This is a genomic window from Noviluteimonas lactosilytica (genome assembly GCF_020866925.1).
GTDB classification, from domain to species: domain Bacteria; phylum Pseudomonadota; class Gammaproteobacteria; order Xanthomonadales; family Xanthomonadaceae; genus Noviluteimonas; species Noviluteimonas lactosilytica.
In genome coordinates this window covers 60,351-76,076 of the sequence record NZ_JAJGAK010000003.1, presented here as the reverse complement: position 1 = coordinate 76,076, position 15,726 = coordinate 60,351, and the positions used below count along the sequence as shown (strand labels likewise).

Annotated in this window: 17 protein-coding genes and 2 tRNA genes; 15 read left to right on the top strand and 4 right to left on the bottom strand. The window is 64.3% G+C overall.

From position 1 onward, the window contains the following. The first annotated feature begins 28 nt into the window (after window positions 1-28). The 11 genes from LK996_RS12285 to LK996_RS12235 all read left to right on the top strand — a co-directional run bounded on the left by LK996_RS12285 (window position 29) and on the right by LK996_RS12235 (window position 10,828). Entirely contained in the window at window positions 29-2,719 is a 2,691-nt protein-coding gene (locus LK996_RS12285; RefSeq protein ID WP_230527657.1) for a reprolysin-like metallopeptidase, read from the top strand. Window positions 2,720-2,805: 86 nt separating this feature from the next. Then, window positions 2,806-2,880, top strand: a tRNA-Val gene (locus LK996_RS12280). Window positions 2,881-3,047: 167 nt separating this feature from the next. Next, window positions 3,048-4,964 (top strand): threonine--tRNA ligase, encoded by a 1,917-nt coding sequence (gene thrS, locus LK996_RS12275; RefSeq protein ID WP_230527656.1) that lies wholly within the window; start codon window positions 3,048-3,050, stop codon window positions 4,962-4,964. A 66-nt stretch (window positions 4,965-5,030) separates the two neighbouring features. Further along, window positions 5,031-5,555 (top strand): translation initiation factor IF-3, encoded by a 525-nt coding sequence (infC, locus tag LK996_RS12270; protein WP_230527974.1) that lies wholly within the window; start codon window positions 5,031-5,033, stop codon window positions 5,553-5,555. A 321-nt stretch (window positions 5,556-5,876) separates the two neighbouring features. Further along, window positions 5,877-6,074 carry a 50S ribosomal protein L35 gene (rpmI, locus tag LK996_RS12265; protein WP_027083463.1) on the top strand — a complete coding sequence of 66 codons (198 nt, stop codon included), beginning with the start codon at window positions 5,877-5,879 and terminating at the stop codon, window positions 6,072-6,074. 13 nt (window positions 6,075-6,087) lie between these two features. Further along, window positions 6,088-6,447, top strand: coding sequence for a 50S ribosomal protein L20 (gene rplT, locus LK996_RS12260; protein WP_230527655.1), 360 nt, complete (start codon window positions 6,088-6,090; stop codon window positions 6,445-6,447). A gap of 123 nt (window positions 6,448-6,570) precedes the next feature. Then, complete coding sequence (gene pheS / locus LK996_RS12255; protein WP_230527654.1) at window positions 6,571-7,566, top strand: phenylalanine--tRNA ligase subunit alpha; 996 nt, start codon at window positions 6,571-6,573, stop codon at window positions 7,564-7,566. A gap of 13 nt (window positions 7,567-7,579) precedes the next feature. Then, window positions 7,580-9,991 (top strand): phenylalanine--tRNA ligase subunit beta, encoded by a 2,412-nt coding sequence (gene pheT / locus LK996_RS12250; RefSeq protein ID WP_230527653.1) that lies wholly within the window; start codon window positions 7,580-7,582, stop codon window positions 9,989-9,991. 19 nt (window positions 9,992-10,010) lie between these two features. After that, entirely contained in the window at window positions 10,011-10,322 is a 312-nt protein-coding gene (locus tag LK996_RS12245) for an integration host factor subunit alpha (RefSeq protein WP_230527652.1), read from the top strand. Further along, a complete protein-coding gene (locus tag LK996_RS12240; RefSeq protein WP_230527651.1) occupies window positions 10,315-10,671 on the top strand; it encodes a MerR family transcriptional regulator in 357 nt (118 codons plus the stop codon). The genes LK996_RS12245 and LK996_RS12240 overlap by 8 nt, the downstream gene beginning before the upstream one ends. Before the next feature lie 80 nt (window positions 10,672-10,751). Continuing rightward, window positions 10,752-10,828: transfer RNA gene (locus tag LK996_RS12235), tRNA-Pro, on the top strand. Window positions 10,829-10,950: 122 nt separating this feature from the next. On the opposite strand, the gene LK996_RS12230 is transcribed toward LK996_RS12235, so the two are convergent. Next, window positions 10,951-11,217, bottom strand: a complete 267-nt coding sequence (locus LK996_RS12230; RefSeq protein WP_230527650.1) for a hypothetical protein — start codon at window positions 11,215-11,217, stop codon at window positions 10,951-10,953. A gap of 233 nt (window positions 11,218-11,450) precedes the next feature. Between LK996_RS12230 and LK996_RS12225 the strand changes: the two genes are divergently transcribed. The 3 genes from LK996_RS12225 to LK996_RS12215 all read left to right on the top strand — a co-directional run bounded on the left by LK996_RS12225 (window position 11,451) and on the right by LK996_RS12215 (window position 12,749). Continuing rightward, entirely contained in the window at window positions 11,451-11,783 is a 333-nt protein-coding gene (locus LK996_RS12225; RefSeq protein ID WP_230527649.1) for a hypothetical protein, read from the top strand. A gap of 35 nt (window positions 11,784-11,818) precedes the next feature. Next, a complete protein-coding gene (locus tag LK996_RS12220) occupies window positions 11,819-12,169 on the top strand; it encodes a hypothetical protein (protein WP_230527648.1) in 351 nt (116 codons plus the stop codon). Between the two features lie 286 nt (window positions 12,170-12,455). After that, window positions 12,456-12,749, top strand: a complete 294-nt coding sequence (locus tag LK996_RS12215) for an XAC0095 family protein (RefSeq protein WP_230527647.1) — start codon at window positions 12,456-12,458, stop codon at window positions 12,747-12,749. 30 nt (window positions 12,750-12,779) lie between these two features. Here the strand turns inward: LK996_RS12215 and LK996_RS12210 are convergent, their stop codons facing one another. Both LK996_RS12210 and LK996_RS12205 read right to left on the bottom strand, forming a co-directional pair. Beyond that, on the bottom strand, window positions 12,780-13,199 hold the full coding sequence (locus LK996_RS12210; protein WP_230527646.1) for a hypothetical protein: 420 nt from the start codon (window positions 13,197-13,199) through the stop codon (window positions 12,780-12,782). A 52-nt stretch (window positions 13,200-13,251) separates the two neighbouring features. Beyond that, window positions 13,252-13,725, bottom strand: coding sequence for a hypothetical protein (locus tag LK996_RS12205; RefSeq protein WP_230527645.1), 474 nt, complete (start codon window positions 13,723-13,725; stop codon window positions 13,252-13,254). Between the two features lie 263 nt (window positions 13,726-13,988). On the opposite strand from LK996_RS12205, the gene LK996_RS12200 reads away from it, so the two are divergent. Next, window positions 13,989-15,170, top strand: a complete 1,182-nt coding sequence (locus LK996_RS12200; RefSeq protein ID WP_230527644.1) for a DUF4268 domain-containing protein — start codon at window positions 13,989-13,991, stop codon at window positions 15,168-15,170. Here LK996_RS12200 and LK996_RS12195 read toward each other — a convergent pair. Beyond that, window positions 15,167-15,721 carry a TlpA family protein disulfide reductase gene (locus LK996_RS12195; protein ID WP_230527643.1) on the bottom strand — a complete coding sequence of 185 codons (555 nt, stop codon included), beginning with the start codon at window positions 15,719-15,721 and terminating at the stop codon, window positions 15,167-15,169. The genes LK996_RS12200 and LK996_RS12195 overlap by 4 nt on opposite strands. Window positions 15,722-15,726 lie beyond the last annotated feature (5 nt).

Below are 15,726 nucleotides of genomic sequence, written 5' to 3'. Positions count from 1 at the left end.
CACGCAGCGAAACCGGGGGGACGTTGCAATGCAGCTTCGCAAGGAGGCGGGCCTCGCGCTCGCAGGGTTGGTGTGCGTCTTCGGTCTCGCAGCGTGGATGCAGTCCGCGCGCGACGGCACGGATCCGGCGTCGCGTGCCGAGGTAGCCCCTGTTTCCCGCGCACCACTGGTCGCGTTGCCGGACGGCGCGACGTTCGAATCGCCGCAACCGATCCGCATCGACGCCGCCATCGCGCGCGCCGCGGTGCGCGATGGCACGTTGCGCCTCGCATTGCCCGACGGCCGCGAACACGCGATCGCGATCGAACGCCAGTTCACCGACGAGAGTGGTCACTGGAACATCGTCGGCCGCGCGCCCACGCGCGTCGGCGCGCAAGCGATGGTGCTGACCTTCGGCGGCAACGCGGTGTTCGGCCGCATCCCGATGCCCGACGGCAACGCGCTGCACGTGTTCACCGCGCCGGGCGACCGCGTCGTCGTGACGCCGGATGGCGGCATCGTGCCGCGCAATGCGGCGCGCGTCATCGGCAAGACCGATGCGGTGATGCCGGATCGCAGCCGCGTCCCGCAATTCGCCGGCAAGCCGACGCACGTGGCGGCGGCTTCCACCCCGATGCAAGTCGCATCGCCGAAGCCGGACGCGACGACTGCGCCGAACGCGACCCCGTCGCCGACCGCGACCCCGTCGCCGACCGCGCAATCGCTCGTCGCCGCCGCCATCGACACGACGCCGGTCACCATCGACCTGATCACGCTCTACACGCCCGGCCAGGTCACGCTGCGCGGCAGCGCGTCGGCGGTGCAGACGGAGATCGCCAACCTGATCGCGATCACCAACCAGGCGCACATCGACAGCGGCAGTCGCGTGCGCATGCGGTCGGTGCATGTGCGCGAACTCGATATCCCGGGTACTGCGCGCAACACCGACGTGTTGTCGTCGGCCGCGTACTCGCCGGGCGCCTTCGGCGTCGACCTCGAAGCGCTGCGCGACCAGTATTCCGGCGACCTGGTTTCGGTGCTGCGCCCGCACTACGAGAACGACGGGACGTGCGGCGTGGGCTACACGCCCGGCTTCTCCTACGGCCGCACGCAGGTGTATGCGAATTTCGCCTACAACGTCGTCAACGTGGATGGCGATTGCGGCACGCTCGTGCATCCGCACGAACTAGGCCACAACATCGGCTCGATGCACGATCGCGAGACTGACACTCCGATCAACAGCGTCACCAACCACGGTGCGTTCGTGTTCTCGTCAGGCTATCGCACCAAGACCTTCCGCACGGTCATGGCGTATTGGGACGGCAGCGCGGAACAGCAGTGGATCGCCCGATTCTCGAATCCCGCGAAGAAGGATTGCGTCGGTGCGCCCTGCGGGATCGCCGATTATTCGGACAACGTACGCAGCTTCAACCTGGTGGCGCCCGCCGTCGCCGCGTTCCGCAACGTGCCGAACCAGCTGGCGATCGCCGACGTCGAGGTGGTCGCGCCGTTCTACGCGCCGATCACGCTCGCGGTGCCGATTCGCCTCTCGGGCAAGGCCGGCGTCGATGGCGTTGCGGTGGACATCGCGGTGGTTGGCGGCACGGCCACGCAGAACGTCGATTACACACTCGCCGTTTCGTCCATCGTCATTCCCCAGGGCGAGCGAGAAGGTTATGCGCAGATCACGGTCAAGCCCGACATCGTCGCCGAAGGCGACGAGACCATCGCGCTGCACATCGCTTCGACCAACGCGGTGTCCGATGCCGATGCGGTGATCACGCTGTCGGAGAGCGACCCGCGCGTGGGGCTGTGGGGCCAGCTCTGGTTCCCCGAAGGCACGGCGCCGACGACGCCGGTGCTGATGCAACTCGACGGTCTCGACGGCGCCGGTTCGATGATCCTGCGCGAGCTGCAGCCGCCGAACTTCGCGTACTCGGTCGCCGTGCCGCGCGGCATGCAGGTCATCCTGAGCACGCCGTCGCTGCCCGATCCGTTCGTGCTGCCGTGGCGCATGCTGAATGAAGTGCGTGTCGCGCACCAGGAACACATGCTCGTCGAGCCCGGCGTGCTGGTCAGCGGCACGGTGCGCGCGGCCCCCGGCATGACGCCGCCGAGCGACATCACACTGTCGACCACGGAATCGCACGGTCCCAACCGGCGCATTAACCGCACGATCCAGGTCGGCAGCGCGACGGATTGGAAGTACGCGGCGCGCGTGCCACGCGGCTCCTTCTTCCGGGTGGATTGGGAAGGCCCGTTCGACGTGCCCGGCAACACCCAGCCGTTCTCGCCCACGTACGCGTACTTTCTCGACGTGCGCGACGACACGACGCTCGACCTCACGCTGTCGAACCTGCCGACGCTGGTCGCGCCGATGGAGGCGGACTTCGTGTCGCCCCTCGCCGACACGCACAACCAGATCTGGTTGCAGGTGCGGCTGGCCGGCGTGGCGCCGGCAGGCGGCGTTTCGTTCCGCTACCGCACCGTCGACGGCACCGCGAAATCGGGCGAGGACTACATCGGGATCTCCGGCACCATGACCATCGCGGAGGGGTCATCGGGCGGCGATTATCTCCCGGTCATCGAGATGCACCATGACGGGAAGCGTGAAGCCCCCGAGTTCTTCGATCTCGTCATCGACCAGGTCGTGGGCGCGCAGCTCCCGAAGTCGACCTCGCGTTACCGGATCCACGCCGACCTCCAGCGCACCGGCGGTCCGGGCAAGAAGCTGAAGTAATCGCTCGCCCCCGTTGTCGCTGCGGGGCCGCTCCGCTAAACTGCGCAGCCCCGTTCGGACCGATTGGTTCGGACGGGGTACGAAACGGGCGGTTAGCTCAGCGGTAGAGCACTACCTTGACATGGTAGGGGTCACAGGTTCGAACCCTGTACCGCCCACCACGCTTCACCGGCGTGGTCACGACATCAGCGGCAACACAGCGGCGACAGCAGGAAGAGGTGACGACATGGGGACTACGACGTACCACCTCTGACCCTTCCGAGTCGCTAGCTAAGCAAGTCAGCAGGCGCCCTCGGGCGCTTTTTTTGTTTCCGGTGAGCCAATCCGCATGAACGCAGAAGTCCAATCGCCCGTCGCAGTGACGCTTCCCGACGGCAGCGTCCGCAACTTCGACCATCCCGTTTCCGTCGGTGAGGTCGCCGCGTCGATCGGCGCCGGCCTGGCCAAGGCCGCGCTCGCCGGCAAGGTCGACGGCAAGCTCGTCGACACGAGCTTCCGCATCGACCACGACGCCGCGCTCGAAATCGTCACCGAGAAGCACCCCGACGCGCTCGACGTGCTGCGCCATTCCACCGCGCACCTGCTCGCGCAGGCCGTGCAGCGCCTGTTCCCCGGCGCGCAGGTCACGATCGGCCCGGTCATCGACAACGGCTTCTACTACGACTTCGCGTACGAGCGGCCGTTCACGCCCGAAGACCTGCCCGCGATCGAAGCGGAAATGCAGAAGATCGTGAAGGAAGCGCAGCCGGTGTCGCGCAGCGTGAAGTCGCGCGACGAAGCCGTCGCGTTCTTCAAGGGCATGGGCGAGCACTACAAGGCGGAGATCATCGAGTCGATCCCGGCCAACGAAGATCTCTCGCTGTATTCGCAGGGCGAGTTCACCGACCTGTGCCGCGGCCCGCACGTGCCGGGCACCGACAAGCTGCGCGCCTTCAAGCTGATGAAGGTCGCCGGCGCCTACTGGCGCGGCGATTCGAACAACCAGATGCTCAGCCGCATCTACGGCACCGCGTGGTTGAACGACAAGGACCTCAAGGCGTATCTCACGCAACTCGAGGAAGCCGAGAAGCGCGACCACCGCAAGATCGCCAAGCAGCAGGACCTGTTCCACCTGCAGGAAGAAGCGCCGGGCCTGGTGTTCTGGCATCCGAAGGGCTGGTCGGTCTGGCAGGTCGTCGAGCAGTACATGCGCCGTGTGTATCGCGAGAGCGGCTACCAGGAAGTGCGCTGCCCGCAGATCCTCGACGTATCGCTGTGGAAGCGTTCGGGCCACTGGGACAACTACCAGTCGAACATGTTCTTCACCGAGTCGGAGAAGCGCACCTACGCCGTGAAGCCGATGAACTGCCCGGGCCACGTGCAGATCTTCAACTCCGGCCTGCACAGCTACCGCGACCTGCCGATCCGCTACGGCGAGTTCGGCGCGTGCCATCGCAACGAACCCTCGGGCGCGCTGCACGGCATCCTGCGCGTGCGCGGCTTCACCCAGGACGACGGCCACATCTTCTGCACCGAAGACCAGATCGAGGCCGAGGTCACCGCGTTCCACAAGCAGGCGATGGACGTCTACGGCCGCTTCGGCTTCGAGGACGTGCAGCTGAAGATCGCGCTGCGCCCGGAACCGCGCCTCGGCGACGACGCCACCTGGGACAAGGCCGAAGAAGCGCTGCGTTCGGCGCTGCGCGCGGCCGGCGTCGAATGGCAGGAGCTGCCGGGCGAGGGCGCCTTCTACGGCCCGAAGATCGAATACCACCTCAAGGACGCCATCGGCCGCACCTGGCAGCTGGGCACCATGCAGGTCGATTTCATGATGCCCGGGCGCCTGGGCGCCGAGTACGTGGACGAGCACAGCGCCCGCCGCCACCCGGTCATGCTGCACCGCGCGATCGTGGGTTCGATGGAGCGTTTCATCGGCATCCTGATCGAGCATCACGCCGGCCATTTCCCGCCGTGGCTGGCGCCGGTGCAGGCGGTGGTGATGAACATCACCGACGCCCAGGCCGATTGGGTGGCCGACGTTCGGAAAACCCTTACGAATCAAGGCTTCCGCGTGGATGCCGATTTGCGGAACGAGAAGATCGGCTATAAGATCCGCGAGCACACGCTGCAGCGCGTGCCGTACCTGCTCGTGGTCGGTGACCGCGAAAAGGAAAACGGCGCGATCGCGGTGCGCACGCGCAGTGGCGAGGACCTGGGGACCATGTCCATCGCCGACTTCGCGCAGCGCTTGCGCGACGAGCAGTAGCGTTTAGTACAAGGACCGCGCGGCTTCCCTCGGCCGCGCGGATCGATCCTCCACGGAGATTGCCCCATCAGCACCCCCGATAAGCAGAACCGGAAGAACCTCGAAATTCGCGTGCCGCGCGTGCGCGTGATCGGCAGCGACGGCGAAATGGTCGGCGTCCTGTCGCGCGACGAAGCGCTGCGCATGGCCGAAGAAGAAGGCCTGGATCTCGTGGAAATCCAGCCGAACGCCGATCCGCCGGTGTGCCGGATCATGGACTTCGGCAAGTTCAAGTTCGAGAACCAGAAGAAGGCCGCTGCTGCGAAGAAGAAGCAGAAGATGGTCGAAATCAAGGAAGTGAAGTTCCGCCCGGTGACCGACGAGGGCGACTACCAGATCAAGCTGCGCAACATGCGCCGCTTCATCGAGGAAGGCGACAAGGTCAAGGTGAACATCCGCTTCCGCGGTCGCGAGATGAGCCACCAGGAACTCGGCCAGCAGATGGCCAAGCGCATCGAGGCGGACCTCGGCGAGGAGATCGTCGTCGAGTCGCGGCCGCGCCTGGAAGGCCGGCAGATGGTCATGATGATCGCGCCGAAGAAGAAGCAGTAAGACCGACGGGCCGCGCAAAGCGGCCCGTTTGTTATTGGGGTAGGGGGCACAAGCCCCTGCGACAACGCTTGTCGCAGACTCTCGCGAGACTGGCGGCCCCGCCACACAAGGCGCCGCCGACTAACGTTTTGAATTGCAACGCAAAGACTGGGCCTGCATAATGCCGGGCCCGGCTCGCCGGGTGCTGCATTCATGGACTACCGTCGCCCCCGCAAGGGAGGACGACATCACCGGCGCAGGCACGGACGGAAAGAGTGGCGACATTCCTCTTGGAATCAGCCACCGCCACGCCAGTCATCAGAAGATCAAACGGACACCGAAATGCCCAAGATCAAGACCAATCGCGCTGCTGCCAAGCGCTTCCGGAAGACCGCTTCCGGCAAGTACAAGTGCGGCCACGCCAACAAGAGCCACATCCTCACCAAGAAGGCCACCAAGCGGAAGCGCAATCTTCGCCAGACGAACCACGTTCGTGCCGAAGACGCGGGCCGCCTGGACCGCATGCTGCCTTATCTCTGAGGAGGACTGAACAATGGCACGAGTCAAGCGTGGTGTGATGGCGCGTAAGCGTCACAAGAAAATCCTCAAGCAGGCGAAGGGCTATTACCACGCCCGTCGCAAGGTCTTCCGCGTCGCCAAGCAGGCGGTCACGAAGGCGCTGCAGTATGCGTACATCGGCCGCAAGCAGAAGAAGCGCAACTTCCGTTCGCTGTGGATCACGCGTATCAACGCGGCGGCCCGCATCAACGGCATGAGCTACTCCCGCTTCATGAACGGCCTGATGAAGGCCGGCATCACCCTCGACCGCAAGGTGCTGGCGGACATCGCCGTGCACGACGCGGTGGGTTTTGCGGCGCTGGCCGAAAAGGCGAAGAGCGCGCTCGCGGCGTAACGCACGAACATCGACAGCCGCGCCCCTTGCGCGGCTTTCGATACGAAAGCAACGCATGGGGAAGGGCGCAAGTCCTTCCCCATTTTCGTTTCAGCGAACCTCGTTCCACTTGCAGGGATACAGATGGACGGTATCGACACCCTGTTGCACAACGCCCTCCGCGACATCGCGGATGCCGGCACGCCCGACGCGCTCGAACACCTGCGCGTGTTCCTGCTCGGCAAGCAGGGCAGCGTCACCACGCAGCTGAAGTCGCTCGGCGCGTTGCCGCCCGACCAGCGCAAGACCGCTGGGGAGGCGATCAACCGCGCACGCGACGCGATCGGCGACGCGCTTTCCGCGCGCAAGCATGCGCTCGACGAAGCCGCGCTCGAACACAAGCTCGCGCACGAATCCATCGACGTCACGCTGCCGGGCCGCGATGCCGCGCGCGGCGGCCTGCATCCGGTGTCGCGCACGCTGGAACGCATCGCCGAAATCTTCGGGCGCCTGGGCTACGAACTCGCCGACGGCCCCGAGATCGAGGACGACTGGCACAACTTCGAAGCGCTCAACTTCCCGCCGCACCATCCTGCGCGCGCGATGCACGACACGTTCTATTTCCCGGACGGTCGTTTGCTGCGCACCCACACCTCCGGCGTGCAGATCCGCTACATGCTCGAGAACGAGCCGCCGCTGCGCATGATCGCGGCCGGCAAGGTGTATCGCAGCGACAGCGACCAGACGCACACGCCGATGTTCCACCAGGTCGAAGGCCTGCTCGTCGACGAGCACGCGTCGTTCGCCGACCTCAAGGGCACGCTCGCCGAATTCGTCCGCGCGTTCTTCGAGCGCGACTTCGAGATGCGCTTCCGCCCGAGCTACTTCCCCTTCACCGAACCTTCGGCCGAAGTCGACATCGCGTGGCACCAGCCCGACGGTTCGACCAAGTGGCTCGAAGTGCTCGGCTGCGGCATGGTCCACCCGACCGTGCTGCGCAACGTCGGCATCGATCCGGAGAAGTACACCGGGTTCGCATTCGGCCTGGGCGTCGAACGCTTCGCGATGCTGCGCTACGGCGTCGACGACCTGCGCAGCTTCTTCGACAACGACGTGCGCTTCCTGCGCCAGTTCACCTGAAGGATTCGATCGGATGAAGTTCCCCGAGAACTGGCTCCGCCAGCATGTCCGCACCGACGCGACGCGCGAAGAACTCGCCGCGACGCTGACCGCCATCGGCCTGGAAGTCGAGGAGATGGAAGTGCTCGGCGACAACCTCGATGGCGTGATCGTCGCGCGCATCGTCGAATGCGCGAAGCACCCGGAAGCCGACAAGCTGCAGGTGTGCAAGGTCGACACCGGCAATGAAGTGCTGCAGATCGTGTGCGGCGCGCCGAACGCGCGCCCCGGTCTCGTCGCGCCGCTCGCCACCATCGGCACGACCGTCGGCACGCTGACGATCAAGGCCGCGAAGCTGCGCGGCGTCGATTCGAATGGCATGTTGTGCTCGGCGAAGGAGCTCGCGCTCGACGCCGATGCCAGCGGCCTGCTCGAACTCCCCGACGACGCCCCGGTCGGCACGCCGCTCGCCGATTACCTCGGCCTGCCGGACGCGCGCATCGAACTCAAGCTCACGCCGAACCGCGCCGACTGCTTCAGCGTGCGCGGCATCGCGTTCGACGTCGCCGCCGCGTGCGGCAGCGATGTCGTGCCGTTCGACGCCACGCCGATGCCCGCACTCAACGACGCGACGATGGACATCACGCTGAACGCCGGCGCCGACGTGCCGCGCTTCGTCGGCCGCGTCATCGAAGGCATCGACGCCCACGTGCGCACGCCGATCTGGATGGCCGAACGCCTGCGTCGCAGCGGCATCCGCCCGATCAGCCTGCTCGTCGACGTCACGCAATACGTGATGCTCGAAATCGGCCAGCCGATGCACGCGTTCGACCGCGGGCTGCTGCAGGGCCCGATCGGCGTGCGCCGCGCGCGCGCCGGCGAATCGCTGAAGCTGCTCGATGGCCGCGACGTGGCGCTCGACGACCAATTCCTCGTCGTCACCGACAACGATCGCGCCGTCGCGCTCGGCGGCATCATGGGCGGCGCCGATACGAAGGTCACCGACAACACGCGCAACGTGTTCCTCGAAGCCGCGCACTGGGTGCCGAGCGCGATCATCGGTCGCGGGCGTCGCCTTGGTCTGCACACGGATGCGGGCCATCGCTTCGAACGCGGCGTCGATCCCGAGTTGCCGCGACAGGCGATCGAGATCGCGACGCGCCTGATCGTCGAACTTGCCGGCGGTGCCCCGGGTCCGGTCATCGAAGCGGTGCTGCCGGAATACCTGGCCAAGCCGTCGCCCGTCGTGCTGCGTCGTGCGCGTCTCGCGCGCGGCCTCGGCACCACCGTCGCCGACAATGAAGTCGAACGCATCCTCCGCGCGCTGGGCCTGGACGTCGCCGCGCACGCCGAAGGCTGGAGCGTCACCCCGCCGACGCGCCGCTTCGACATCGCGATCGAAGAAGACCTGATCGAAGAGATCGCGCGCATCTACGGCTACGACAACATCCCCGCGACGCTCCCCGGCGGCCACACGCGCCTCGTCGCGCCGACGGAAACGCAGGTCGACGCCGCCACCGCGCGCCGCCACATGGCCTCGCGCGATTACCTCGAAGCGGTGAACTACGCGTTCGTCGACGAAGCGCTGCTCGCGTCGTGGCACGCGCACGAAGGCCAGGTGCCGCTCGCGAATCCGCTGAGCGCCGAACTCGGCGTGATGCGCACGCAGCTGCTGCCGGGCCTCGTGGCTGCGTTGAGCCGCAACGTCGCGCGCCAGCAACACCGCGTGCGCCTGTTCGAAATCGGCAAGGTCTTCCACGCCCGCAGCATGGGCGGCGACGACACGGCGCACCCGAAGTCCCCGCTCGAAACCAACCGCATCGCCGCCGTCGCGTGCGGCCCAGCGTCGCTGGAGCAGTGGAGCGACCGCGAACGCGTCGTCGACTTCCACGACCTGAAGGGCGACCTCGAATCCCTCGCGCAACTCTCCGGCGCGAAGCTCGCCTTCCGCCCGTCGACGCAGCCGCACGGCCACCCCGGCCGCTCGGCCGACGTCTACCGCGTCAACGACGACGGCAGCGGCGAGTGGCCCATCGGCTGGATCGGCCAGTTGCACCCCCGCCTGGCGAAGGCCCTCGACCTGCCCGTGGACGTCGTCGCCTTCGAACTCGACCTCACCCCCGTGCTGTCGCGCAACATCCCGCGCGCCCACGCCCTGTCGAAGTTCCCGTCCGTCCGCCGCGACCTCGCGTTCGTCGTCCCCGAAGCCGTGCAGTGGACGGCGGTGAAGGCCACCGTCGAAGCGGCCGCAGGCGCGTTTTTGCGGGAGGTTGTGCTGTTCGACCGCTACAGCGGCGCCGGCGTCGAATCGGGTTTCAAGAGTCTCGCTATGGGCTTGATTCTCCAAGATGAATCGCGCACCCTGACCGACCGCGACGTGGAGCAAGTGGTGGCCGATGTGGTCGCCGCGCTGCAACAGCAGCACCACGCCGCGATCCGCAGCTGATCGTTCACAGGGGGACGAGATGGCACTGACAAAAGCGGAAATGGCCGAACGACTCTTCGACGAAGTCGGCCTCAACAAACGCGAGGCGAAGGAATTCGTCGACGCGTTCTTCGACGCGCTTCGCGAAGCGCTCGAACAGGGTCGCCAGGTGAAGCTGTCGGGCTTCGGCAACTTCGACCTGCGCCGCAAGAACCAGCGCCCCGGCCGCAACCCGAAAACCGGCGAAGAGATTCCGATCTCCGCGCGCACGGTGGTGACCTTCCGCCCGGGCCAGAAGCTGAAGGAACGCGTCGAGGCCTACACGGGCACGGGAGCGGGCACGCATGCTTGATCCCGGCAGCAACAAGGAACTCCCGCCGATCCCAGCGAAGCGCTACTTCACCATCGGTGAGGTCAGCGAACTGTGCGACGTGAAGCCGCACGTGCTGCGTTACTGGGAGACGGAATTCCCGAGCCTCAAGCCCGTCAAGCGCCGCGGCAACCGCCGCTACTACCAGCGCCACGACGTGCTGATGGTCCGCCAGATCCGCGGCCTGCTCTACGAACAGGGCTACACGATCGGCGGCGCCCGCCTGCGCCTGGAAGGCGAGGGCGCGAAGCAGGAAAGCGCGCTGAGCAGCCAGATCATCAAGCAGGTGCGGATGGAGCTCGAGGAGATCCTCGTGCTGCTGCGTCGCTGACTGTCATCCCCGCGAAGGCGGGGACCCAGGCTCGACGAACAGCACAGTTCACCCCGTTCCTCTATAATCGCCAACCTACCCGGGGTATAGCGCAGCCTGGTAGCGCACCAGTCTGGGGGACTGGTGGTCGTCGGTTCGAATCCGGCTACCCCGACCAATATCGAATGAAGAAGCCTCGCCTTGCGGCGGGGCTTTTTTGTTTTTTGCTACCAACCCCTATGCTGTGCCTAGAGGTCGCTATCTCCATCCAAGGCTAGCCTACGCACGCGCCGAGAAACGCTATCCCAGTCTCGATGCGCGCGCTGCTTCATCGGCAGCGAGTCGAAGAACGTCAGCGTATCCCGGATTCGCGTCTTCGTTGGCCAGACTGGCCTTGAAGCGAAGCTGTCCAATGAAATTCTCAAGAGTGCTTGCTGGATCGGAGCCAGCCACCTTTAAAAAATGATCCTGAGCATCGGCAACTGTCCGGGCGACTTCAGCGCGCATTTCTTTCTCAGGGCGGGAAGCAGCGGCGATCTGACAGACCCTCTCCACGTACTTGCTCACTAGACCCAATTCGGACGACTCCACGAGGTTTCTCCCTGGGGGTAGAGGACACCTCATTGAGCACATAGTTACCTCGTGGGCGCAACCGGCTCCCAATAGAGCATTGTTCGTCAAATATGCCAGGCACCTGCTCTCTCGAAGCTGGGCGAATCTGGAGCGCGAGGACGAGGCGATTCGCTAAAAAGACCGATCGCTACGACCCCTCGAAGAAGCGAACCCGCCTCATTTGCAAGGTGAACAGGGCGGCGGCACCTGATAATCTGGAAATTGCTCAGCTTGAATTTCTCGATGCCATGACACCCCGCCTGAACGAACGTAAGACCGAGGATCTGGTCGAGAAGCACCTTCGAAAAATGGGCTACTTCAAGGCTGCCAATCAACTAATAGTTGAGAAGCAAAGCAGCGACTCACCGCGTATCCAGAAGTTGCTTGCCACCGCGTCCAAAAAGGGAGGTGGTATCGGTCGACCAGAGTTCATCGTCTCCTCTAAGTCTGTTGGCGACTTCATCATTGTGGTCGAGTGTAAGGCTAGCCGCGCGCGCCATCAGAGCGCCACACTGGGCTGATCTCGCTGGCGTCGCACGGGCGCCGCCACAAGCGGATGGGCGACGTCGAGGAGGGGCGGGCGCGATCGATCATCCGCGCGCTGAAGCAGAACCCGCAGATGGTGCCGCCTGGCCTGGACGTCGAGGCCGCGGAGAAGGACTTCGCGGCGTGGGACCGCCTGTCGCGCATCGACGAGGAAGTGCAGCGCGTCGCGAAGCTTGTCGGCGACACGCGCGCCGCGCTCGGCATCAACATCATGTCGGTGGCGAAGCTCGGTTACTCGCTGTCGAAGACTTTCGGCGCCGCGCTCGGCATCGGGGACCTGGTCAAGGAGCTTGGTGCGCGCTTCACCGGCGGCCGCAAGAAGAAGGCCACGGAGCCTGCTCCGGAATCCGCAGACGAGTAATGACAACGTCGGGCGCGTCGAGTGACGCGTCCGATGTCCGACGCGCTCTCGGCTGATATCGCGGCATCCACGCGCAGGCGCACGATTCGTTTCGGAGTTTGAAAGCTCCGCTAACAGTCGGCGCGATGGATCGTGTCGAAACGCACGGTCTCCGCGTCGGGAGGGGATCAATACAACACCCCGCAAGGGGAAATACGTCCACCGTCTGTTAGCGGCCTTTCAACCTCCCGACATCTTGCGTCGCACCTGGCGACGCAAGTTCTTCACGGATCGACGGAGGCCCACCATGTCCGAAGCACCCAGCGCGCAAACCCACGCGCCCACCGTTTACGCACTCCCCGAACACGCGCACGTGGAGCTGATCCAACTGCGCGATCACCTGCGGCTGATGGCGCAGCTCACCGAATGTGGCAGTAATGCCAGTCGGCATGATGCGCGGCTGCGGCCGGATGCGCTTGCGTGGTGGTTCTCGCGGCTGTCGCGAGACATCAGTGCGGTTGTTGACGCGACGTACTTCTCCAGTGAGGTCGCATCGAGCGCACGCGGCGGCCGTCGTGGTGGCCGCGCAGCGGGATCCTGACGGCGCGCTCGTTGGAAGATAGGCCACAAGCTACTTGGCCGGCTTCGAGCCCTTCTTATCTTCCGCCAACAACTTGTCCGTGAGCGTCATGGTCCGATCGCAGATCTCCGCCTTTCGTTCCGGCGACAGTTGCGCGAGCGTCAACCCTGATTCCAAGCCAGTGGCGTAGGTGTCCACCCTCATGATGACGGCAGCAAGGGTGTCGACGACCAGCTCTGGTTTCGTGGAGGCGAGCACTTCGTCGAGGCCGTTCCTCGATATCCGGTCGATCACGGTTCTTCGAAGTCCGGGCTTGTCGCAGAACGCCAGCAAGCCTGCGGTACGGGCCAGCACGATCTGAGATGTCCCGACCTTCGTGACCAGATCGTCGTCAACTTCATGAGCGGCGGCCGGCGTGCAGATCGAGACGCAGCCCGCAGTGAAGGCAAGCAGAGTTTTTAGGATGTGCATTGAATTATGGGAAGACGGAACTGCTCGAACACTTTCGCTCGGCGTGGTTGGGCTACGCGCGCTGCGCAGCCTTCGCATGGATGATCGCCTGCGAAAGGCTGTCATAGACGTAGTCGGAATAATGGAAGTATCCGTCTACGTGCGTTATTCCAAGCTGCTCCATGTCGCTCAGCTGGGATTTCGTGAGTCGGGCAGGTGCGCGAGGCGGACGGGCGGCCTGTGCGTCCTTTGGCGCATGGAAGGACTCTGGAAGGTCCGTTTGGCAGTATCGGCACTTCAGTGCAGCAGCTTGGATCATCTCGGCGCAAACGGGACAGGCCTTGAGGTCGCCCTGCGGTTCCGCGGGGCGGGCGACACTCCCGAAGCCAAGCAAGAACACACCCGCGACTGTTACGACGCTCGCAATGATCAGGTGGTTTCGACGCTCCTCCATCAAACCGATGTTGTGCACCGTTTGTGATGGCACGTGGATCGCGTAGTCGCCAGAACCGAACGTTTCGCCAGGCGTGGTGACGGTCGTGCTCATGTTGAAAGCCACGACTAGCCAAACCAACCCGACGGCAACGAGTAGTAGACCCAATCCCCTCATGTCGCCCCCCCCCGAGTCGGTCATTGAACGACGAGCACGCCCGTCTGGCGGACATTCAATCTCAAAGCTGGGCTTTGGGCAATGGAGCGGGCCTCGCCTGATGTGGCGGTGCACAACCGCGGGCTGAATCGGTCAGGTGGCCTTCTGAGTTAGTGTTGCCAGATTCGAGGTGGCCGCCAATGGCGGGCAAGGGCACACGCATGTTTCGCATCGACAACTCGTTGAACCGAATCTCCAAGATTCCCCGCGCGAAGTTTGCGGAGTTGGGCTTCACTGAGCGCAACCACCTTCAGGAGTGGATTGCGAACCAGCCCGACGCATTGGGGGAAGAGCTGCTGATCATCCAGAAGGAATTCGACGGGTTCGACGACACGCGGGAGCGTCTGGACCTGCTGGCGATCGACAAGTCCGGGGCGTTGGTTGTCATCGAAAACAAACTGGATGACTCCGGTCGCGACGTTGTATGGCAGTGCCTGAAATATGCCTCCTACTGCTCGACGCTCTCGAAGACCCAGGTTGCCGAGATCTACCAGCGCTACCTGGACAAAGCGAACTCTGGACACGACGCCCGCAAGGCGATCTGCGACTTCCTGGGGCAGGAATCCTTCGAGGACGTCGTGCTGAACTCTGGTAACGATCAACGTTTGATCATGGTTGCTGCCAACTTCCGGAAGGAAGTGACCTCCACGGTTCTGTGGCTGCTCAAACACAAGGTCTACGTGAAGTGCTTCCGGGCCACGCCCTACCAGGACGGAAACTCGCTTCTTCTGAATATCGAACAAGTCATACCGCTGCCAGAGGCGGAAGAGCTGATGATCGGTATCTCGGAGAAAGAGAGCGAGGAGCTGTCGACCGAGCGAGTCCAAGCCGCGCGTTATGTCCTGCGCACAGAGTTCTGGCATCGGACCTTGGAGGCGCTCGACAAAGCCGGCGTGGATCTGTATTCGAACGTCGGCCCGAGCCGCGACCACTGGCTGAACGCAGGATCAGGCTTGAGCGGTGTTCCGTACACGATGATCTTCAACAAGGATGAGGCGCGCGTTGAGCTGACAATCGCGCGCGCCACAAAAGCCGCAAATAAGGCCGTATTCGATGCGTTGTTTACGCAAAGAGACAAGATCGAGAACGCATTTGGCGCCCGGCTCGAATGGCGCAGAAATGATGAGAAGAAGAGCTCGGCTCTCGCGTATGGCAAGGACTTCGACGGGCACAACAAGTCGAGTTGGCCAGAGATGACCGATTGGCTCGTGGTGCATATGGCCAAGCTCGAGAGAGCGATAAGTCCCTTCATTCCTTCTCTGCGGACGATGGTTCATCACCTCGACGTGAAAGAAGGGGTTGAGTCAGGAGACGTCTCGACTGAAGCGCAAGCGAGCAGTTAGCTGCCAGCAGCCCTCGCCGCCTCCTGCCTCTCCAACTCCACCATCAACACCCGCTTAATCTCAGTCACGATCTTCGTCAACGACTCCTCACCATACCCAACATGGTGACTCGCAACATTCCCCTGCGGATCGATCATCCACAAATTCGGATACGCCTTGACGCCATACGTCGCAGCGATGTCTCCACTCTTGTCCCGAGCAAGCAGGATCTTGTAGTCGCGCATCTGCCGCGTCATCAGGCGGTAGTACTTCATCTCGTCCTGTACGTTGACGGCGATGATCTTCAGCCACTGGTCGCCGAGCTCGACCTGCAGGTCGTTGAGGGCAGGCAGTTCCTTCAGGCAGTACGCGCACCACGACGCCCAGAACGTCACGATCACGACCTTGCCGCGATAGGCGGTCAGGTCGACGTCGTCGCCGCTGCCGTCCTTGCCCAGGAGCACCGGCGCCGGCGTGCCGACCGCGGGCGCTTCGGTCGTCTTGGGCGAAGTGGCGGAGGCGGAGAAGGCGAAGCCGAGCAGCAGAAAGACAGCGAGTCCCTTCAGTCGCATTTGTG